The 20,147-nt window shown below is 52.4% G+C and carries 19 protein-coding genes; 11 read left to right on the top strand and 8 right to left on the bottom strand.

Going from position 1 to position 20,147, the window contains the following annotated elements; translation table 11 throughout:
- Positions 1-3 precede the first annotated feature (3 nt).
- Positions 4-474: a cyclic pyranopterin monophosphate synthase MoaC gene (gene moaC, locus TON_RS03670; protein WP_012571673.1), complete on the top strand. Its 471-nt coding sequence runs from the start codon at positions 4-6 to the stop codon at positions 472-474.
- Positions 475-487: 13 nt separating this feature from the next.
- Here the strand turns inward: moaC and TON_RS03665 are convergent, their stop codons facing one another.
- Positions 488-994 (bottom strand): hypothetical protein, encoded by a 507-nt coding sequence (locus TON_RS03665; RefSeq protein ID WP_012571672.1) that lies wholly within the window; start codon positions 992-994, stop codon positions 488-490.
- 142 nt (positions 995-1,136) lie between these two features.
- On the opposite strand from TON_RS03665, the gene TON_RS03660 reads away from it, so the two are divergent.
- Positions 1,137-2,867, top strand: a complete 1,731-nt coding sequence (locus TON_RS03660) for a P-loop NTPase family protein (RefSeq protein ID WP_012571671.1) — start codon at positions 1,137-1,139, stop codon at positions 2,865-2,867.
- Between the two features lie 113 nt (positions 2,868-2,980).
- Positions 2,981-4,240 carry a methyl-accepting chemotaxis protein gene (locus tag TON_RS03655; protein ID WP_012571670.1) on the top strand — a complete coding sequence of 420 codons (1,260 nt, stop codon included), beginning with the start codon at positions 2,981-2,983 and terminating at the stop codon, positions 4,238-4,240.
- A gap of 57 nt (positions 4,241-4,297) precedes the next feature.
- On the opposite strand, the gene TON_RS03650 is transcribed toward TON_RS03655, so the two are convergent.
- The gene (locus TON_RS03650; RefSeq protein ID WP_012571669.1) at positions 4,298-4,960 is read right to left on the bottom strand and encodes a Kae1-associated kinase Bud32; all 663 of its coding nucleotides are present in this window, start codon (positions 4,958-4,960) and stop codon (positions 4,298-4,300) included.
- Between the two features lie 6 nt (positions 4,961-4,966).
- Complete coding sequence (locus tag TON_RS03645; protein WP_012571668.1) at positions 4,967-5,278, bottom strand: hypothetical protein; 312 nt, start codon at positions 5,276-5,278, stop codon at positions 4,967-4,969.
- A gap of 176 nt (positions 5,279-5,454) precedes the next feature.
- Here TON_RS03645 and thsB point away from each other — a divergent pair, with 176 nt between their 5' ends.
- The 4 genes from thsB (at position 5,455) to TON_RS03625 (ending at position 9,932) form a co-directional block, all read left to right on the top strand.
- Positions 5,455-7,107 carry a thermosome subunit beta gene (gene thsB / locus TON_RS03640; protein WP_012571667.1) on the top strand — a complete coding sequence of 551 codons (1,653 nt, stop codon included), beginning with the start codon at positions 5,455-5,457 and terminating at the stop codon, positions 7,105-7,107.
- A 72-nt stretch (positions 7,108-7,179) separates the two neighbouring features.
- Positions 7,180-7,740: a hypothetical protein gene (locus TON_RS03635; RefSeq protein ID WP_012571666.1), complete on the top strand. Its 561-nt coding sequence runs from the start codon at positions 7,180-7,182 to the stop codon at positions 7,738-7,740.
- A gap of 38 nt (positions 7,741-7,778) precedes the next feature.
- Complete coding sequence (gene htpX / locus TON_RS03630; RefSeq protein ID WP_012571665.1) at positions 7,779-8,651, top strand: zinc metalloprotease HtpX; 873 nt, start codon at positions 7,779-7,781, stop codon at positions 8,649-8,651.
- Between the two features lie 138 nt (positions 8,652-8,789).
- The gene (locus TON_RS03625) at positions 8,790-9,932 is read left to right on the top strand and encodes an amidohydrolase (RefSeq protein WP_012571664.1); all 1,143 of its coding nucleotides are present in this window, start codon (positions 8,790-8,792) and stop codon (positions 9,930-9,932) included.
- 368 nt (positions 9,933-10,300) lie between these two features.
- On the opposite strand, the gene TON_RS03620 is transcribed toward TON_RS03625, so the two are convergent.
- Complete coding sequence (locus TON_RS03620; protein ID WP_012571663.1) at positions 10,301-11,107, bottom strand: SDR family oxidoreductase; 807 nt, start codon at positions 11,105-11,107, stop codon at positions 10,301-10,303.
- A gap of 170 nt (positions 11,108-11,277) precedes the next feature.
- Here TON_RS03620 and TON_RS03615 point away from each other — a divergent pair, with 170 nt between their 5' ends.
- The 3 genes from TON_RS03615 (at position 11,278) to TON_RS03605 (ending at position 14,627) form a co-directional block, all read left to right on the top strand.
- A complete protein-coding gene (locus TON_RS03615) occupies positions 11,278-12,324 on the top strand; it encodes an FAD-dependent oxidoreductase (RefSeq protein WP_012571662.1) in 1,047 nt (348 codons plus the stop codon).
- Positions 12,325-12,359: 35 nt separating this feature from the next.
- A complete protein-coding gene (locus TON_RS03610) occupies positions 12,360-13,367 on the top strand; it encodes a deoxyhypusine synthase (RefSeq protein WP_012571661.1) in 1,008 nt (335 codons plus the stop codon).
- 87 nt (positions 13,368-13,454) lie between these two features.
- Positions 13,455-14,627, top strand: coding sequence for an AAA family ATPase (locus TON_RS03605; RefSeq protein WP_012571660.1), 1,173 nt, complete (start codon positions 13,455-13,457; stop codon positions 14,625-14,627).
- Here the strand turns inward: TON_RS03605 and tiaS are convergent.
- Both tiaS and TON_RS03595 read right to left on the bottom strand, forming a co-directional pair.
- On the bottom strand, positions 14,624-15,907 hold the full coding sequence (gene tiaS / locus TON_RS03600; RefSeq protein WP_012571659.1) for a tRNA(Ile2) 2-agmatinylcytidine synthetase TiaS: 1,284 nt from the start codon (positions 15,905-15,907) through the stop codon (positions 14,624-14,626). The two genes, TON_RS03605 and tiaS, sit on opposite strands and share 4 nt — an antisense overlap.
- Before the next feature lie 32 nt (positions 15,908-15,939).
- Complete coding sequence (locus TON_RS03595) at positions 15,940-16,473, bottom strand: GNAT family N-acetyltransferase (protein ID WP_012571658.1); 534 nt, start codon at positions 16,471-16,473, stop codon at positions 15,940-15,942.
- A 45-nt stretch (positions 16,474-16,518) separates the two neighbouring features.
- On the opposite strand from TON_RS03595, the gene TON_RS03590 reads away from it, so the two are divergent.
- Positions 16,519-17,475 carry a transcriptional regulator gene (locus TON_RS03590; protein WP_048055039.1) on the top strand — a complete coding sequence of 319 codons (957 nt, stop codon included), beginning with the start codon at positions 16,519-16,521 and terminating at the stop codon, positions 17,473-17,475.
- Here TON_RS03590 and TON_RS03585 read toward each other — a convergent pair.
- Positions 17,468-18,718: an HD domain-containing protein gene (locus TON_RS03585; RefSeq protein WP_012571656.1), complete on the bottom strand. Its 1,251-nt coding sequence runs from the start codon at positions 18,716-18,718 to the stop codon at positions 17,468-17,470. The genes TON_RS03590 and TON_RS03585 overlap by 8 nt on opposite strands.
- 82 nt (positions 18,719-18,800) lie before the next feature.
- Positions 18,801-20,084 (bottom strand): phenylacetate--CoA ligase family protein, encoded by a 1,284-nt coding sequence (locus TON_RS03580; protein ID WP_012571655.1) that lies wholly within the window; start codon positions 20,082-20,084, stop codon positions 18,801-18,803.
- Between the last annotated feature and the right edge of the window lie 63 nt (positions 20,085-20,147).

The following is a 20,147-nucleotide window of genomic DNA, read 5'->3' as shown; positions in this document are numbered from 1 at the left end:
GCAATGAAGGAACTAACCCACGTCGATGAAAAAGGTGTCAAGATGGTCGAGGTTGGGCATAAGAGGGAGGTCCTCAGAAAGGCTGTCGCGAAGGGCAGGATACGGCTCAGACCGGAGACTATCGAGCTGATAAAGGCCGGGAAGACGAAGAAGGGCAACGTTATTGCGACGGCGCAGATTGCTGGAATTCTGGCCGTCAAAAAGACGCCCGAGCTGATTCCGCTCTGCCACCCGATACCGCTCACGGGCGTGGACATCTCCTTCGAGTTCGGCGAGGACTACATCGAGGCCACCTGCGAGGTTCGCGCGACCTACAAGACCGGAGTCGAGATGGAGGCCCTGATGGGGGTAACCCTCGCGCTGCTGACCATATGGGACATGGTTAAGGCCGTCGAGAAAGACGAGCAGGGTCAGTATCCGTTCACGAGAATTGAGGGCATCCACGTAGTCGAAAAGGTGAAGGAAGAAGGCTGAGGCCTTTCTTTTCTCATTCCCTGCAGTATCCCAGGATAAAATATTCGAGGGTTTTAAGCAGGTCATTGAGGAAGAAGCCCAGGAGCACGAGGAAGAAGCCTGCGAACGGATATCTCTCGTCTAAATACTGAAGGCCGAAGACTAGGGGCGCCCAGATAACGAGAGGTTGGAAGCCCATCAGTATCTTCATCATTGTTGAAGTCTGGCTTAGGATGAGCTTTTTCAGTGCTCCCTCGTTCCTCACTAGATATGCGTTTTCTTTAAGCTTGAATTCCTTCGTAAGAGGGTCGGTGGTCCTCGCAAGCAGTTTGATCCCGTCCTTGAACTTTATAAGGTAGACGTGTTCTCCAAAGGTCGACTCAAGAAAAGCCTCAACCGTCAGCTCGACGTCCCAGTCTTCTCTCAGCTCGGCGACGTGAATGCCTTTTCGCCTCAGGCCTTCCACGAACTTCTTACTATCAAACTCCAGCTCCCATATCCTAAATCTGTAGCTGGGCTTAAGGAGTCTTTTGAGGAGCATTGAAGACACCGTGTTACTGTTATCGTTAGTACTGGTGCAACTCATCCTTATAAAATTTCCCGGGATTTCCCTTGATGGATTGCGCTGGTGTGAGACGGTGAATGTCGGAAGGTTTTTTAGACTTCGGCCCATTTCTTGAACGATGACCCTCAAGCTTAACCCAGAGGCTAAGGCAATCTACCGGGCGATACTCGAGGAGATAAAGAGGCGGTTAGTCCTTCCTGGAAGCTCGGCTTTTCTTGACGAGTTTGGGCCGGTTTCTGAGAGGGATGAAATCCTCCGCAGACAGGCATATTTCAAAGAGAACCTGCCGAAAATCCGGCCCGAACTCAGGAAATATCTCTCGAAGGTTCGGCCCATAAAGTTCAGGCGCGACTTCCTCCACGACAGGGTTTTAATAGTTGATGAGGGCGAGCTTGAAAAAGCAGAGAATTTAAACCTCTGTGCGGTCTCGACCAGCCTTGAGGATGCCGAAGGCTATCCCCTCGTCCTCAGCACCGTTGGCTACGGCATCGATGTTGAGCTTACACCTTCCGATATAGCTCCTGAGCTCTACATCATGCCTCTATGGGAGAACAAAGAGACGCTTCAAGCCCTCGTGAGTATAGGTGAGCTCACAGGAGAGAAGAGCGTTGCGAAAGAAATTCTCGAGGCGCTTAAAGAACTCGAAGAAGTCATGGAAAAAAGGAGGCTCCTTGATGGGCTCGAAGAACTGATAGCCGGCAAGGAGCGCGAGCTGAACGAGAAGATTTCAGAAAAGCTCGAGAAGTTCAGCCTGACGCTGAGCGGGAAAGAACTGCTTGAATTCCTGAGCGAGCTTAAAGCCGGGAACTACGAGGCGATTTTCTCGCACTTCGGTGAGGTTGAGGGTGGAATCTTGGACCTCATCAACGAGGCCGAGGAAGAGCTGAGCGAAAAGCTCGGCGTCACGGTTGAGCTGTTCTCCCGCGAGGATCTCTATCCCGTCACAGTTCCCCCAGAGAGAGTCGAAATGCTGAGAGAGGAACTTGAGAAGGAACTCAAGGTGGAGCTCTACCTCAAGAGCCGCGAGGTTCTCGGAAAAATCCGTCCGCTTCTGGCCAGGCTTAAGGAAGAGCTGGCTGGGGTTTACGAGCTGGACTTCCTGAGGGCAGTGAAGGAGTTCGCGGAGGGCTTCACCTTCCCCGAGCTCTGGAACGGTGGAATCGCGTTCATCAACGGAAGGCATCTCTTCATCGAAAATCCCCAGCCGGTGAGCTACGTCGTTGGGAGAAAGCCCGAGAACTTTGATCTCCCCGGCGTGGAGAAGGTAAAGGACGAGCCCGTAGTAATCCTCACCGGTGCGAACAGCGGTGGAAAAACTTCACTCCTAGAGCTGATCACACAGATAACGCTTCTCGCCCACATGGGGCTGCCAGTTCCGGCGGAGAAAGCGTGGGTGGAACCCCTCAACGAGCTTTTCTTCTTCAGGCGTAAGAGGAGCGTCTACGGTGCCGGAGCCTTTGAGACGGCCTTGAGGTCTTTCGTGAGAGCACTGAAGGGAGAGGGCAGAAAGCTGATCCTCATAGACGAGTTCGAGGCCATAACCGAACCGGGGGCGGCTGTCAAGATAATCGGAGAGCTCCTCAAAGTCGCCTATGAGAGGGGCTTTTACGTTGTCATAGTTTCACACCTCGGCGAGGATCTGAGGAGGGAGCTGCCCTTCGCGAGGGTCGATGGGATAGAGGCCAAAGGTCTAGACGAGAACCTCGACCTCATTGTGGACAGGCAGCCGAAGTTTGGAACGCTCGGAAGAAGCACGCCCGAGCTCATAGTCGAGCGCCTCGCAAAGAAGAAGCGTGGAAGAGAGAGGGAGATTTTTGAGAGAGTTTGGAGGGCGTTCAGGGGCTTTTAATATGTAGGTCGTTGTGTAGGTAGTTACTACATCGTCTTATGGTTAGGTTATTACTTTTGTTAATTAGAAATATTTAAGTATTTTTATTCCCCTAGCTCTTCGGAGGGATCGACATGGAACAGCGAAGTGTGATAATCATATCCCCAGTACTTGTGTTCCTGCTCACCATAGTGCCCTCGATATTCGTGGGCACTATAGGCGCGGTCGTAGGCGGTGCAATTGGGGTGCTGACAGCGATCATGCTGGTCCGGAGTTCTACAGTAGAGCATGGTATTCCTCTAGATGTTCTTAAGTACAAGCAGGAGATAGAGGAGCAGATCCGCGTTATTGCTCAGATACTTGACAGAATAGCCGAGGGTGACCTTTCGGTCGAAGATAAAAACCTAAGCGGCCACCTTTCTGAGATACGGGAAGCCATAGAAAAGATGAGGCAGGGTCTTGCGGCAATGATCCAAAACATACAAAATGCTGCTGTTATTGTTCAGGATCGCAGTAAGCTCATCAGTGAGAACGTGGAGCAGATAAGCGAGGCAATTAACCAGGTTGCCGAGGCCATCAACCAGGTCAGCATAGAGGCCCAGCGCGAGCAAGAGAATATCAACCACATGACAGAGACGATGCGCTACATCGATGAGATTGGCAAGGAGACCATCAGCACCATGGAGGACTTCGAGCGTTCCATGAGGGAGGTTGTTTCGCTCGCAAGGGAGGGTGGCCAGAAGGGTCAGGAGGCCGTTGGCCAGATAGAGGAGATCAGAAACATGATGCTCATGATAGAGGAGACTGTAAAGGGAGTCGCGGAGATGGGCAAGAACATCGCCAGCATCACCAACGTCATCACCGGCATAGCCGAGCAGACCAACCTCCTCGCCCTCAACGCGGCAATAGAGGCTGCTAGGGCGGGGGAAGCTGGTAAAGGCTTCGCCGTCGTTGCAGAGGAGATCAGAAACCTCGCAGAGGAGAGCAAGAACGCAGCGGACGACATCCGCAACATCGTCACCCAGATTATGGAGAAGATACAAGAGAGCGTCGATGTCACTGGCAAGAGCGTGGAGACCGTTACTCAATCAACAGAAGTCCTCAAGGAGAGCGTCTCCTATCTCACACACATAGCAGAACTCATTGAGGAGATGGAGATCAAGGCAAACGAGCTTAAGAGCAAGGTTCTCGAGGAGGGTGAGAAGATAGACGAGGGTCTACGCTTCCTCGAGAACCTTGCGGCCAGCGCTGAGGAGACGACCGCCGCTGCCGAGCAGGTTAGTGCCGCCGCTGAGGAGCAGACATCGGCGCTCGAGGAGGTCCGTGCCACGCTTAGGGACTTTGAGAGGGTTGTCGAAAACCTCATGCAGGCGGTTAATAGATTTAAGATTTGAAGCCCAATATTATCCTTGGCCTTTCTTTATATCCTCTCCAGCAGAAGATTATTATATTCAGCCAACCCAGCTCCTCTCCCTGTACCGTCCCCTGCTCTCGATCTCTTCAATCTTCGCCTTGAGCTCTTCCGCCTTTTCTCTGCCCCTGACCTCGGCATAGCCTTCCAGCACCTCTTCAAAGCCCTTCTCGAACCAAGTGTAGTGCGTACTCTCCATGGCTCTCTTGAGCAGGTGCAGGTCGACGCCCTGGGCTTCAAGCGTTGGGTCGAAATCGGCCAGACCGAAGTCTATTAGGTAAACCTTTCCGTGTCTGAGGATCATGTTTGAAGTTGTAAGGTCACCGTGCACTATTCCTGCCTCGTGGAGCTTCCCCACCTGTCTCCCAATCTCCCGGCAGAGGTTCAGCCTCTCCTCCACAGGGACGCTCTCGAGGAGCTCCTTCAATCTCTCTCCCTCAATGAACTCCATAACGATTTTCATGTCCCTCAGGTCGACCTCGTAGACGTAGGGGCAGTTGACGCCGAACTCCTTCGCCTTGTGGAGCACCCTCGCCTCGCGGACGGTTCGCTCCTTCCTCAGCCCCTCGTCTATCTCCTTTATGCGGTATCTCTTTGGAATGCGGTGTTTGATGATGACCTTTTCGTTGTCCCACGGAAAGTAGAGCTCCTCGAAGTGTGCTAGGTATATCTTAGCCTCCGCTCCCTGTTTTATGAGCTCCACTCCCGATCACCTCTCCTTAAGTCCGAATTCCTCGATTAGTCTCTCGTAGTTCCTGACTGTTGCCCTTATCGTTATTACGTTTTCCATCTTCACAACGAGGGTTCCAGTTCCGTCCCTCACTACGAGGACGGCCGAATCGATGTTGCCGTCGTCGAGCTTCTCGCGGACGTATCTGAGCTTCCCTTCCTCTGATCCAAGCATATCATCAATCACGGAAGCCTCGTTCTCAACGTCCACGCTCAGGAGGTCGTACTCCTCAATGCGCCCAAAGACTTCTCTCACCCTCTCAACAGGCACTTCGTAAACCCTCGGCTCCATGTTCCACACCTGGAATTGGTCAGTTTTGAAGGTTTTAGCCCTTTCCCCCACTTCTATGTCATCTTTTTGTCATTAATTCAAAAATTAGTCGTTTTTTTGAAATTTTCGGCCCAAAAACTTTTATAGAGTGCTGACGAAGCGTTTTTGCCAAATTGATATAGAAGGAGGAATGTCGAATGGCACAGCTTAGTGGACAGCCGGTTGTTATTCTGCCCGAGGGAACTCAGAGGTATGTTGGAAGGGACGCCCAGAGGATTAACATCCTTGCCGCGAGGATTATTGCTGAGACCGTGAGGACCACCCTCGGTCCGAAGGGTATGGACAAAATGCTTGTTGACAGCCTTGGGGATGTTGTCATTACCAACGATGGAGCCACCATTCTTGATAGGATTGACCTCCAGCACCCTGCCGCTAAGATGATGGTTGAGGTTGCTAAGACTCAGGACAAAGAGGCCGGTGATGGCACTACTACCGCTGTTGTGATTGCTGGTGAGCTTCTCAGGAAGGCTGAGGAGCTTCTTGACCAGAACATTCACCCAAGCATCATCGTCAAGGGTTACACCATGGCAGCTGAGAAAGCCCAGGAAATCCTTGAAAACATCGCCATTGAGGTTACCCCTGACGATGACGAGACCCTCATGAAGATAGCCATGACCTCTATTACCGGTAAGAACGCCGAGAGCCACAAGGAGCTCTTCGCCAGGCTCGCCGTTGATGCCGTCAAGCAGGTCGCCGAGAAGAAGAACGGCAAGTACGTCGTCGACATCGACAACATCAAGATCGAGAAGAAGGCCGGTGAGAGCGTCGAAGAGAGCGAGCTCATTCGTGGTGTGGTTATCGACAAGGAGCGCGTCCACCCGAGGATGCCTAACAAGGTCGAGGGAGCCAAGATAGCCCTCATCAATGAGGCCCTCGAGGTCAAGAAGACCGAGACCGATGCCAAGATAAACATCACCAGCCCTGACCAGCTCTTCCAGTTCATCGAGCAGGAGGAGAAGATGCTCAAAGATATGGTCGACCAGATAGCTGCCACTGGTGCAAACGTTCTCTTCGTCCAGAAGGGTATTGATGACCTTGCTCAGCACTACCTGGCCAAGTACGGTATCCTCGCCGTCAGGCGCGTTAAGAAGAGCGACATGGAGAAACTCGCCAAGGCTACCGGCGCTAAGGTTGTTACCAATGTCAAGGACCTCACTCCGGAGGACCTCGGCCACGCCGACCTCGTTGAGGAGCGCAAGATAGCGGGCGAGAGCATGATCTTCGTTGAGGGCTGCAAGAACCCGAAGGCCGTCACCATCCTCATCAGGGGCGGTACCGAGCACGTTATCGACGAGGTTGAGCGCGCCCTTGAGGACGCCATCAAGGTCGTCAAGGACGTCATGGAGGATGGCTACGTTCTTCCGGCCGGAGGTGCCGGTGAGATTGAGCTCAGCATCAAGCTCGACGAGTACGCTAAGGCCGTTGGCGGCAAGGAGGCCCTTGCTGTAGAGGCCTTCGCTGAGGCCCTCAAGATAATCCCGAAGACCCTCGCTGAGAACGCCGGTCTCGACACCGTCGAGATGCTCGTCAAGGTCATCAGTGAGCACAAGAACAAGGGCAAGAACATAGGCATAGACATCTTCGAAGGCGGGCCTGCTGACATGATAGAGAAGGGCATCATAGAGCCACTCCGCGTCAAGAAGCAGGCCATCAAGAGCGCCAGCGAAGCTGCCATAATGATCCTCAGAATCGATGACGTCATCGCCGCAAAGCTTAGCAAGCCCGAAGGTGGCCAGGGCGGTGGCATGCCCGATATGGGCGGAATGGGCGGTATGGATATGGGCATGTGATGCCCCTTTCACTTCTCTTTTCTGTCCAGCAGTTCTTATAAAGCAGCGTTAAGCAATCCTTCCGGTGGTTGTATGTACAGCGTGAAGAAAAGCAAAGCTGGCTACATTTTTGACCTTCCGAGGGAGAGGATAGCGTTCATGTTCCTTGAGGACGGCACGTACCTTATGTACCACGACGAGAGAGTCCTCTGCTACTCCATAAAGCCAGTCCAAGTTAGTAGGGAGGAAATAGAGCGCTTTGAAAAGAGCGGAGAGCCTCCAGAACTGGTAAAGTCAATAAAGTCTGGAAAATATCCGGAAGTCTGCGTCGTTAAACAGCTCCCGCCTGTAGACGAAGACTTAACGCAGTTCAATCCTAACAGGAAGTGCGTTGTCATCTTCACGGGTTTTCAGGATACGGTAATAGACTACGTCGAATGCAACGGGCAGACCCTTGCAGTGGCGAGGCTTGTGGACGAGCCCGATAGAGTCTGCAGGTTCTTTGGAAAGGGCAACTACAAAATTGCGGCGGTGAAGCTCAAGCGCGGTGGGGACTGTCTCGGCAGGAAGGAGTTTCTTCAGAAGGTCGAAGAGTGCAGGAGTGCACTTCAAGGGAACTTAAGGCACCGAAATATTTTAGTATTGTCTGGTTAGTTTAATCTTGTGGGTAAAGGTTAAGTGGAGGTGAGACCATGGGGCTCGAACTGTGGCTCAGAACCGGCCTGCTGATGGCCGTGCTTACGGGATTACTGATGGCGATAGGCTACCTCATCGGCGGAACGAGTCTGATGTTCGTAATGTTCATGTTTTCGCTCGTCATGAACTTTATCTCCTACTGGTACAGCGACAGGATAGTGCTGGCCTGGTATCGGGCCAGAATAGTTGACGAAGAGGAAGCGCCGGAACTCTACGCGATAGTCAGGAGCCTTGCCGAGAGGGCTGGACTTCCGATGCCCAGGGTTGCGATAGTTCCCAGCGAGACACCGAATGCCTTCGCCACCGGAAGAGGCCCCAAGCACGCGGTGGTAGCCGTTACAACCGGATTGCTCAGGATACTCAACAGGGACGAGCTTGAGGGGGTTATAGCTCATGAGCTCACTCACATCAAGAACAGGGACATACTCATAGGTACAATAGCAGCAGCTCTAGCGGGGGCGATAGTCCAGCTCGCCTACTGGGCTAGGTGGATAGCAATATTCGGAGGCTTCGGCAGGGACAGGGACGAAGGTGGAGATGTACTCGCGGCCATACTTGTGGCAATACTCGCACCCATCGCCGCGATGCTCATTCAGGCGGCCATAAGTCGCTCCCGCGAGTTTCTCGCAGATGAAGGTGGGGCAAGGATAAGCGGGAAACCCCACGCTCTGGCCAGTGCGCTGATGAAGATAGAGCAGGCCGTTTACTACAAGCCAATGAGAGAAGGCAACCCTGCGACGGCCCATATGTTCATAGTCAACCCCTTCAAGGGAACGAGCCTCGCGAGCCTGTTCTCCACCCATCCACCAACGGAGAAGAGAATAGAGAGGCTCAGGAAGATCGCGGAGGAGATGGGCATCTACTTCTGAGGCCTTTCTCTTCTGTTTTTATTTTGTCAGATGGAGATGGATATTGTGGGGTTCTTGAATTATAGAATTGTTCAATTCTGTAATTACATCATCGACAGGCATTTAAGCGCTCGTTTATATTTCTGAGCGGTGACGACCATGAAGGCCGTTAAAGCCACCCTTCTCTACGATGGTCTGGGCAATGTCCAGAAAGACGTATACGTAGTCTTCGACAATGAGATTAAGGAGATAACGAAGGAAAAGCCCAAGGAGGCCGAAGTGATAGCGGAGGGCGTTGTAACCCCTGCATTCATCGACGGCCACAGCCACATAGGTATGGACCGCTACGGTGAGCCCTATCAGGAAGGTGAGGCCAACGAGCAGATGGACGCAGTTCTTCCACTCGTTGATGCACTCTACTCCATATATATGGACGACAAGGCTTTCAAGCACTCGATTGAGTTTGGTGTCTTGTATTCGTCCGTTCTGCCGGGCAGCGGAAATATCATCGGTGGAAAGGCAGTTCTCATCAAGAACTACGGCAGAGACATAGAGGAGGCATTCATGAAGTACGCCGGTGTCAAAGCTGCCTTCGGCTACAACCCGCGCTCGACCACGAACTGGAAGGGAACGAGGCCGAGCACAAGAATGGGTGCGATAGGAATTCTGCTCAACTGGCTCATCAAGACCCAGAAGACAATAGCGCTCCTCGAGAAGGGCAAGAAGGAACCGGAGGAGGTCGAGCCGACGGTCGAGGCCCTGATTCCGGTTCTGAAGGGCGAAGTCCCGCTCAGGGTTCACGTTCACAAGGAGGACGACATTGCCGCTCTCCTCATGATTAAGCGCAGGTTCGGGCTTAAAATAACCATCGAACACGCTGGAGATGTGCACAGCAGGGAAACCTTTGAGAAGATAAAGAAAGAAGGCGTGCCACTCGTCTACGGTCCCTTTGATTCCCTGCCCTACAAGGTCGAGCTGAAGCATGAGGACTGGAAGAACGCCAGATACCTGCTCGAGGTCAAGCCGCTCTTTGGGCTGATGAGCGACCACCCAGTTACGCTCCAGGCCAATCTATACCTTCAGCTCAGGCACTTCATAAGGCTCGGCATGAGCAAGGAAGAGGCGATAAAGATCATAACCCACAACAACGCGAAAATCCTCGGCGTTGACGACAAGCTCGGAAGCATCGAGAAGGGCAAGTGGGCCTCGCTGGTGGTCTGGAACGGCGATCCATTCCACATGGAGAACTACCCGACGCACGTCTTCGCGGAGGGAGAGCTGATTCACGAGGCGGATTGGTGAGTTTTCTTTTTCCTAATTTTGAAGAAATGAGAAGAAAGGCCTTCAGCTCACCCTAAACTCAAACCCCCTCGCGAAGGTGTAGGCTTCCCTCAGCTCTGGCCTCTCCTTGAGGAAGCGGAGGATATACCGGCCTCAGTTCGAGCCGATGAGGTTCTCCCTCGTGTCGCCGACCGATATAATGACGTCGTAGCGAGCCTCTTTAATCGTCCACGAACTTCCTGTGCTTCATCGGAAGGCCCGTCTCAAAGTCAACGTCGTTGGTGAGCTTATTCTTTAGCACGCTCACCGTCGGGTTGAGCAGCGTTATCTTGATGAGGAAGTATCTCTTAGAAAGTCTCTTTTATGGGCATAAAATAGGGGGAGATGGCTTAAAGATTTATTCCCCTCGTCATCGCGCCGTCTATGACCACCGTCGAGCCGAGCATGTACTCTGCCTCATCGCTCAGGAGAAAAGCCACCAGCGAACCCAACTCGTCCCATCCGCCGGTTCTGTGGAGGGGTGTTCTGCCCAGCACTTCCCGCTCCCAGGTCTCCTCAAAGATCTCGCCCCTCGACTCGGCAACGGCCTTGAGGTTCTCCCGTGCGCCGGGCGTATCGAAGCTGCCGAGCAGAACGCTGTAGGCCCTTATTCCGTGCTTTCCGTAGGTTCTCGAAACGCTCTTCGCCAGCTGCACCAGGCCGGCCCTTGTAACGTCAGCCAGAACTAACGGCGGCATTGGCTCCTTTATCGAGACGGAGTTGAGGTAAACGAGGACTCCCTTCCTTTTCCCTTCAAGCCACGTCTGGACGAGGAGGGTCGTCAGGTAGCCTGGGGCAACTGCGTGGAGCTTCGCGGCCTCAACCCAGTCATCATAGCCCGCCTCGTGGAGGAGGCACGGCTCGCAGCGGACGTTTCCGGCATTCCAGACGAGGGCACCAACTCCACCCAAAAGCTCCCAGGACTCCTTGACAAGGTTCTCCAGGTCCCGCTGGTCACAGAGGTTGGTCTTAACTGCGTAGACTTCTCCTAATGGTGAGAGCTCGTCGAGAGCTTTCTTCAGGTTCTCCTCGCTCCGTGAGCTTATAACGACTCTCGCGTTCCTCTTCAGCAGTTCCCGCGCCACATTGAACCCTATTCCGCGTGATGAGGCCGTGACTATCACACCCAGGCCCTTGAGGTCTATCTCCACGCTCATGATCGTTTCTTCGCTCGTGGATTAATAAACGTTGGCTGTCATTCTGACGAAGATTACCCGAATTAGGGTAACCTAATTCGTCTTATCGTCAGTGTTTCGAGAGAAAACAACTTAAGGTGCAAAACCTTTGGTTTTAGACAGACTTCTTTAAAAATTTTGGAGGTGATTGTGTGAGGTTCTACATCTGTGAGAAGAGAGAAGAAGTTAAGCCTTTTAAAATAGGGATTATCGGAGCGGGACCTGCAGGCCTGGCCGCCGCGGGTTATCTGGCGTGCAGGGGTTATGAAGTTCACGTCTACGACAAGATGCCTGAGGGCGGTGGAATGGTCGCCTTTGGCATTCCCGAGGCAAGGATTCCAATAAGGGCCGTCAGAGAGGGCGTCGAGGCTCTTGAGCAGCTCGGCGTTCAATTTCACTTCCGAACGAAGGTAGTCTATGATTCCCCAAAGGAGCTCGGCGACGAGTGGGCCGAGCACTTCGTTTCGATTGAAAAGCTTTTGAGCGAGTTCGATGCTCTCATAATAGCGACCGGTGCTTGGAAGCCGAGAAAGCTGAAGGTTCCCGGTATTGGGCTTCCTGGAGTCTACGATGCCCTCAGCCTGCTCCACAGCATAAAGATGGCCCGCATAGGCTATTACTCCTGGGAAAGAATCCCGGACCTTAAGGGGAAGCATCTCGTAGTGATCGGAGCCGGCTACACAGCAGTTGATGTCGCCATGGAGGGTCGTCTTCTGGGTGCGGAAAAAATAACCATGGTCTACCGCCGCTCCCTCGAGCACAGCTACGCTAAGGCCGAGATAAGAAAGCTCATCGCAGAGGGCGTCGAGTTCATAGAGCACGCGACTCCGGTCAGGATACTAGGAGAGGAGAAAGTGGAGGGTGTTGAATTCGCTAAAACAAAAATAGTCGGGGGAAACGTCGTGACGACGGACGAGCACTTTGTCATAGACGCAGACGTCGTTGCCTATGCCATCGGCCAGCTGCCCACGAGCCCAATAAAGGAAATCGTCTGCGCCAGCGAAAAGGTGCTGGAGGAGGCGGGAATATTCTTCGCCGGTGACGTCGTAACCCCAAGGAACATAGGCACCGCCATAAGAGAGGGAAGAGCCGTCGCTGAGAGGATAGAGGAGTGGCTCCTAAGGAAGGCACCGCGCAGGGTCTTTCCCGTTGCTATGACCGGCAGGCTCATAGCGGAGGTTCTCAGCGGTAAGTGCTGAGCAAAGTTTATACGCCCTCCCCTGAACCCACTATCATGACCGAGCCAAAAGATATAGTCCTCAAGGAATCGGAAGAGATTGAGGGAACGCCCATCGAGGGGCCGTGGCTGGATGAAGTGAGGATCCTTGAAGAGGTCATCGATTACTATCACCGCATAGGCTTCCAGGCGACTCACCTTGGAAGGGCCATCGAAATATGGAAAAAGGTGGAGGAAAAGCGCGCCAGCGGCGAAGAGGTCAGGGTCTTCCTCGGCTACACTTCCAACATAGTCTCTTCTGGCCTCAGAGAGCTGATAGCATGGCTGGTCAAGGAGGGCAAGGTGGACGTCATCGTAACAACGGCCGGCGGCGTTGAGGAGGACTTCATAAAGGCCCTAAAGCCGTTCATTCTGGGCGACTGGTACGTCAACGACGCGGAGATGAGAGAGAAGGGCATAAACAGAATAGGCAACATCTTCGTGCCCAACGACAGGTACATTGAATTCGAGAAGTACATGATACCCTTCTTCGAACGGGTTCTTGAGATGGAAAAGGAGCGCGGGAAGCCGCTGACGGCGAGCGAGTTCATCTACGAGATGGGCCGCTTCATGGACGAAAAGCTCGGGAAGGAGAAGGAGCGCTCGATAATCTACTGGGCCTACAAGCGGAACGTCCCGATATTCTGCCCTGCTATAACCGACGGCTCAATAGGGGACATGCTCTACTTCTTCAAGGAGGAGCGCGGAGACAGGGAGCTTATCATAGACGTAGCCAACGACATCGTGAAGCTTAACAACCTGGCTGTCACAGCGAAGGAAACCGCTTCGATAATCCTTGGAGGTTCCCTGCCGAAGCATGCAATAATAAACGCCAACCTCTTCAGAGGAGGAACGGACTACGCGATATACGTCACCACTGCCATTCCCTGGGATGGCTCGCTTAGCGGCGCGCCGCCGAGCGAAGGAGTGAGCTGGGGCAAGATAAGGGCTAAGGCTGACTACGTCGAGATATGGGCCGATGCGACGCTCGTCTTTCCGGTGCTGGTGTGGAAGGTGATGCGCTGACATTTTGTTCTTTTCTCTGAACAATATGCACGCATATCGTCCCCGCGTGAGGACAAGATTTATAAATAAAGAATCCAACTTCAAAACATGGACGAGAGGATACTCACTTCACTCATCACCACGAGCAGGAGGGTAATGGCTTGGGCGAGGAAGTTCCCAAAAAAGCGCTTTCTCTTCGACGAGCTTAAAGCTGTTGATGAGGAGTATTACGTTGGCGTTAAGGGCGTTCGTGGTGTCGGTAAGACAGTCCTTCTGCTCCAGCTGGCAAATGAAACCGAAAGGAGCGTTTACTTCTCAGCCGATTCGACCCTCATAAAGCCTTTCTCCCTCTACGAGGTTGTGAACTCCCTCGCGGAGATGGGATACAGAAATGTTTTCATTGATGAGATTCACAGGAAAGCGGACTGGGCCGAGGACTTAAAGACGCTCTACGACGAGCACGAGGTAAGGGTGTTCTTCTCAGGTTCATCGGCTATAGATTTGGTTCATTCGGGAGCTGACCTGTCAAGAAGGGTCGTCCTCAAGGAATTACCCCCCGCTTCCTTCAGGGAATGGCTCAACATAAAGAGGGACTTCGACGTTCCCAGGTACCCACTAAAAGAAGTCCTTTCCAGAGCGTTTGACCTGACAGATATGTACGCTGAACTCCATCCACTCTGGAGGGAATACATGCGAGAGGGGGGAGTGCTCTACCCGAGGAGTGGCTTCTACGATGCCCTTGACAACTCTATTCGGAAGGTAATCCTCGAAGATCTCTCCGCCCTGAGGGAGGTTAGCGTTAAGTACGAAACCGATGCATTTAAGCTTCTCTACATCGTCGCCAAATCCGCCCCATTCGAGGCCAACTACTCCCGGATAGCTAGGGCTCTCGAAGTCTCCAAGAACATGGCGATAAGGCTCGTGGAAGACCTTTCAAAGGCCGGCCTCCTGATTGCCCTTCACCCCTGCGGCAGCGGAAGGAAGGAGCCTAAACTATACCTCACCGTTCCGCTGAGAGAGTTCTTTGCCAGAAAGGGCTTTAACACTCACGAAGGTGCCCTGCGCGAGGAGTTCTTCGTGAACCACCTGCGGAACCTCGGTCTCTGCTACCTCAAAGGGAAGAGGGGTGAGAAAACCGCTGACTTCAGGATTGGCGAATGGATTATCGAGGTAGGCGGTGAATCAAAGGGTCGCTACCAGAAACCTGACTACATAGCGGTTGATGGTCTTGTCACCGGAAAGGGAAGAGTCCCGCTGTTCCTGTTTGGACTGGTTTATTAATATTCCTTCAATCGTTCTATCATCTTATTTTCTCCACCCGGCAGCACCAGCGGCCTCGACAGGTGCTTTCTCGCGTCGGGCGGCACTTCGTAGATTTTCCTCTCCAGCTCGCGCGGGACTTCAACCGGAATGAGCTTCTTCGGCATCTTATGGCCACAGCGCTTGCACTTGAGGTAATCCCCCTTGCTCTTCATCGTCCCGCCGCACTTCGGGCATTTCGGCTTCTGGTACTCGATCCTCGGGACGAGCTTCACCGGATAGAACTTCTCGAGGTTGAGCGTCAGAACGCCCTCGTGCTCTTTAACGCCTCCAGCGGCTATTATCTCGTCTCCGGGGAGGAGCTTCCTCACGTAGTTCCTGAACTTCTTGGTCGGCTCGAAGGCAGCAACGCGAATCCTTCCCGTTTCATCCTCAAGCTCAAAGAATACGTGCCTCCCGCGCTCCCAGTAGGGCTTAACCACCGTTCCCCTAACCACCGCGCTGTCGTAGAGCTTCAGCTCGCCGATTTTTTTGTATGTAAGGTGGTCGTCCGTGTTCTGGTTCGTCTTGTAGAGCTGGTAAAATGTCACGGGTTCCTCAAAGCGAACCATCTCAAAGGTCTGGAGAACCTTTCCCCTGTCAATTCCCCTGATGCCAACCAGAACGGGATCCTTGCCGTGGGGTGTTATGAGGACGCTCCTCTTGTAGGGGTCAACGTTGTCGTAGGTGAAGGGATAGCTCCAGCTATCGGCCAGAAAGACACTTTCCTTGTCCACTTTCCTCGGCGTTCCCCAGTTGTCGGGCTCTCTGTAAGCTAACAGCTCGTAGGTGAACCTCTCCAGCGGGTAAGCAACCGCCGCGAGCGCGCCGATTATGCCCCTCCCGACCTTGAACTTGAAGTACTCTGCCCCAACTTCCTTCGCGACCCTTTCAGCCTCCTCGATTGTAACGTGCTCTCTCAAAGCTCTCAACGAGAACTTGCGGAGCTCTTCTGGAATATCTCCTTCAAAGAACACGACGCCGGGGTTAGTATTCTCGTGCTCGAAGTCGGCAAGCTGGTCCACGTAGAGGAGAACTGTGTTTTTAACCTCTGTTATAAGCTCCTCATCGACTTCAAAGGTCATCGCCACCGCTCCATTGCCGCGGGTCTTGTAGGGAATGTTCGGGTTGAGTCTGATCAAGCGGGGAAGGGCTATGGGCTCCGCTATCCGGGACAGCTCGCGGTAGAGGATGGCACCGAGGTAGGTAGTGCACATGCCGTTCGGTGAGTCAGTGTCGTCGATGCCGATGTGAAGCCTCATGGTTGGAAGAAAAAGGGAAGGGGTTTAAAAAGCTAAGGCTCGCGGAAGAGCTCGTAGCAGAGAACATCAACGAAGCCTTCCCCTGGGACGTACTGATGCTTCCTCCAGCGGCCGGCCAATTTGAAGCCGTTCTTTTCGAGAATCCTAATTGAAGCCCCATTGCTCTCGTAGACATGGGCATAGACTTTCCTCAGGTTGAGCCACTCAAAGGCATAGCGAACCGCCAGAGAAACGGCCTCACTAGCGTAGCCGCGGCCCCAGTACTCTTTCCCAATGAAGTAGCCTAGCTCGGCGCGTCCGTTGTGAAAGTCGATTTTGTGAAGTCCCACGAGTCCAACGAGGGAGCGCGAGGAGTTCTCAATTACCGCGAAAACCTTTTCGTGCTTCTTTTCCCTCCTCAGCGCCTCGTACCATTCGAGCTCGTCCTCGTAGAAGAATATCTCCTCCGGAAAGGAGAGGTAGTGCCTTACGTCCCTGTCGTTGTACCAGAGCCAGATATGCTTCAGATCCTCGCGCAGAAGTATCCCGAGTGAAACAAGGTTCCCTTCAAGGATTATCGGCCTCATGCAAACACCTTAACTTTATTAAGGTATTTCACTTATTTAAAAATGATGGACAGGGAGAGACTCATAAGAACCGTTGAGGCAATACTCAGAGGCACGGGCTACAAAACTGCCAGAATAGAGTTTAAAGGCGCGTGCTTTGATATAGTGGCGAGCAGGTTACTTCTGTTGCTCTTCATTAAAGTGGCGACCAATATAGACACCGTAACCGAGGAGCAGGCAGAGGATTTGAAGAGGCTCTCCAAGTTCTTTAAGGCCTCACCGCTCATTGTCGGTCTAAGAAGCAAGAACGCCGAGCTCGAGGAGGGTGTTGTCTACGAGCGCTTTGGCATCTATGCCCTGAGGCCGGAAACTCTCTACGATGTCCTCATCGAGAACGAATTGCCAGCTATCTTTGCCGAGCGCGGCGGCTTCTACGTTAGAATAAACGGCAGGCTTTTGAAACACCTCCGCGAGAAGCATGGCTATTCCGTGAATGAGCTGGCTCAGCTCGTGGGAGTCTCCAGGAAGAGCCTCCTCAACTACGAGAAGGGCGAACAGGCGGTTTCCCTTGAGGTAGCAATCCGCCTCGAAGAGCTTTTTGACGAGCCCCTTGCCGAGCCTATCGACATACTCCACTCGACTGTCGAGGCCAACCTTGACGTCACACCGGAGACTCCCCTCGAAAAGGAAATCTTCGAGCAGCTCAAGGGGCTTGGGCTCGGTGTCGTCAAGGTCAAGAAGGCTCCCTTTAACGCGGTTTCAAAGGAAGACAAGTTCAAGATACTCACAGGCATAGACGAGAAGAAGACCCGCTCAACGGTCAAGCGTGCAGAGATGGTTGCGGAGGTAAGCAGGATAATCAACAGCGACGGTGTCTTCATCCTGGAGAAGACCAAGACTGAGGTCGTCAAGGAGGTGCCTCTCATACCCAAGGAGAGCCTCCAAGAGGTTAAAGATGCCGATGAGCTCATAGAAATGATTGAGGAGCTGAAAAAGGAGATAAAGAAACAGCTCTTCAGCTGAAGATGACCTTTTTCCAGACTTCTCTAACTTTGCCGACGTATTCTTTCGGAGAGGCTATGAGAACGGCCCACCGGGGTGTCTGTCTTCTCTTGAGAGCATTGGCCAGGGGAGTAACTTTGGTGAGGGGCTGGAGCTCGCCGTTTCCGAGGAGCACGTTTATCTCCGTGGCCTTGAGCCTCGGCTCGCTGAGCATCAGGTCGGCTATGCTGAACTCAAGGATCACTTCGCCCTCCTTTGCACCAACTGCATCGGCCAAAGCTCTCTCTATCTCCTGCCTCCTCTTGACATTCTTGTAAGCGGTCAAGAGCTCCCTCTTCTCCTCACTCGTCAGCTCGTCTGCACTGGCTAAAACGGCCGCCTTGTAGAGTTCCCTATACTTTATGCGCCTGACGATTTCAGCTGGATAGCCCTCTAGGTCCTCAAGCTCCACCAGAACGCGGCAGTCAATCATCCTCCAAAAGTCCCAGAGGTGGCCTTCTTCTAGGGCAAACTCCAACGCTCTAGTCAGCATCCCCTCCGCTATCTTCACCGTGTGGTGGAAGTAAACGCGGGAATACATGAGTGAACGGGCAACCATCATACCCTCGACGGCCTCGATGCCCTTTTCGTCTACAACGAGCTCACCATCATGCACCTTCAGGACTTTCATCAGCCTTTCTAAGTCAATTATACCGTGGGCAACGCCCGTATAGTGAGCGTCCCGTATGAGGTAGTCCAGCTGGTCAACATCAACGTCTCCGTGGAGCATTTGTCCCAGATAGCGCTTTTCGTGCTTCCCGAGGATTAGGTTGGCAACGTCTTTCGGCGTGAAGTCGTAGCTGTAGTTCTCTATTATCTCGGGAATTTTGCCGCCATTCTCACTTTCGGTTATATTTATTCTCCCAAGGACAATGTCTTGGCCAAGACGCATGTGGTCATGCTCCTTGACATAGTGCTTGTAGATGCTCTCAAAGGTGTGGCTGAAGGGCCCGTGGCCAATGTCGTGGAGAAGAGCGCCAACCTGAAGGAGCATGCTTTCGTCTTCACTCAGGCCAACTTCGGAGGAAAGCCTCTTGGCTATGTTCCATGCACCTAGGGAATGCTCGAAGCGGGAATGATTTGCTCCTGGATAGACGAGATACGCTAAGCCAAGTTGCTTTATGTTCCTGAGTCTCTGAAACTCAGGCGTTTTAACAAGGTCTAGAATAAGGTCGGTGAGCTTCATACTTCCGTGAATTCCATCGTGAATAATCTTTCCATCCATGAACACCACCACTGGAAGTTTGAGAAGAGCCTTAAATAAATTTTCGGCATTGTGACGAAATTGGAGAGAAAAGGTGGCAGAATTAAAGATCTCTACCAACAATGTATATCCTCTTGGTCTTGCCAAGCTTTCTTGGGAGGCCTTCCCTCAGCTTCTCCAGTGGGACTGCCTCGATTGTGAGCTCCGCCTGCTTGGATTCTTCCACTTCGTATCTGACAGGATTGTTTGCCTCATATATAAGCTCTCTAACTTCATCTTCGATTCCAGCAGGCTTCTTGCCACTGTATGCGACACGGATGGTGGCCTTGGGTTTTGGATTCCTGGGTGAGAGTGGGTGGTAGATTATCACGAAATCGAGCAGGTCGGGATGGTTGAAAACAATTTCCATCACCTGATCTATGTGGAGCTTTGCCCCGGCGAGACTTATTACATCTTTAACTCTTATAATGTTTCTGACTTCACCATCGACAACCCTTGCGAGGTCGCCTATATCGTAGTTGAAGAGCGGCAGACCTGTCAGCTCGCCGTTCCTCATCACTTTTGTTATATAGATCCGCTTATACTCATCATAACCGTCGCCGTTGTCCTTGAGGATTACTACTGATTCTTCAAAATGGAACTCGGTTGTTTTCTTTTTCGTTATCACACGGTAGCCTGTTATTGCATCTTCAGTTGAACCAAAGTTATCTATAATAACCGCGTTTTCGAAGAGTTCTAAAGTAGCCCTCGCGAGTTCTGGGGTCAGTGTCTCGCCGCCAACAACTATCGTCTGTATGTCCTTCTTTATTGATTCTGGAAGGATGAGTCCCAGGTTGTAAGCGGTTGCTGTTAGACAGAAGAGAGCTGTGGGTTTGATGTCTTGGAGCTCCTTCAAGAGCATCTCCTTGTCGAGGAGGTACTGAATGGGTATCTGATAATATGCCGACTTGGCGTTTAGGGCCTCAAATGCCCCAAAGGCAAACATTCCGGATGAGGACGGAAGCGGTGGAAAGAAAGATGCGATCTTGTCGCCATTGTCCATGTACTTGCGTACCCATGGCTCTACTTGTCTGGCAGTTCTAAACCTGTCGTCTCTGGTATAAGGTATCCTCTTGGGTCTCCCCGTAGTTCCGCTTGTTCTCATTACCGTGTGGAATACTTCTGCCTTTTTTATGTAATTGGGCCATACTTCATCTATCTCATACAGATCATGGGGTGTTATTTTTACCTTCTCAGTTAGAGACACCATATCCTCTGGTTTTAGGTTCTCTGAATCAAGTTCGAAGAATTTCTTCTTCCAGAACTCGGTGCTTTTCAATGCCATTTCAAGGGTATATTGGAAATCTTCCATGTCCTCCCGGCTGATTCTTCCAACAATCAGGCTCATAGACGCTCACCGATGCAATAATTTGAACTCACGATATATAACTTTTAAGGTTTTTCCAATATA

Origin of the sequence: Thermococcus onnurineus NA1 (assembly GCF_000018365.1) — an archaeon.
In the GTDB taxonomy this organism is placed as follows: domain Archaea; phylum Methanobacteriota_B; class Thermococci; order Thermococcales; family Thermococcaceae; genus Thermococcus; species Thermococcus onnurineus.
The sequence above is the reverse complement of the archived record's forward strand: the minus strand, read 5'-3'. Positions and strand labels throughout refer to the sequence as shown.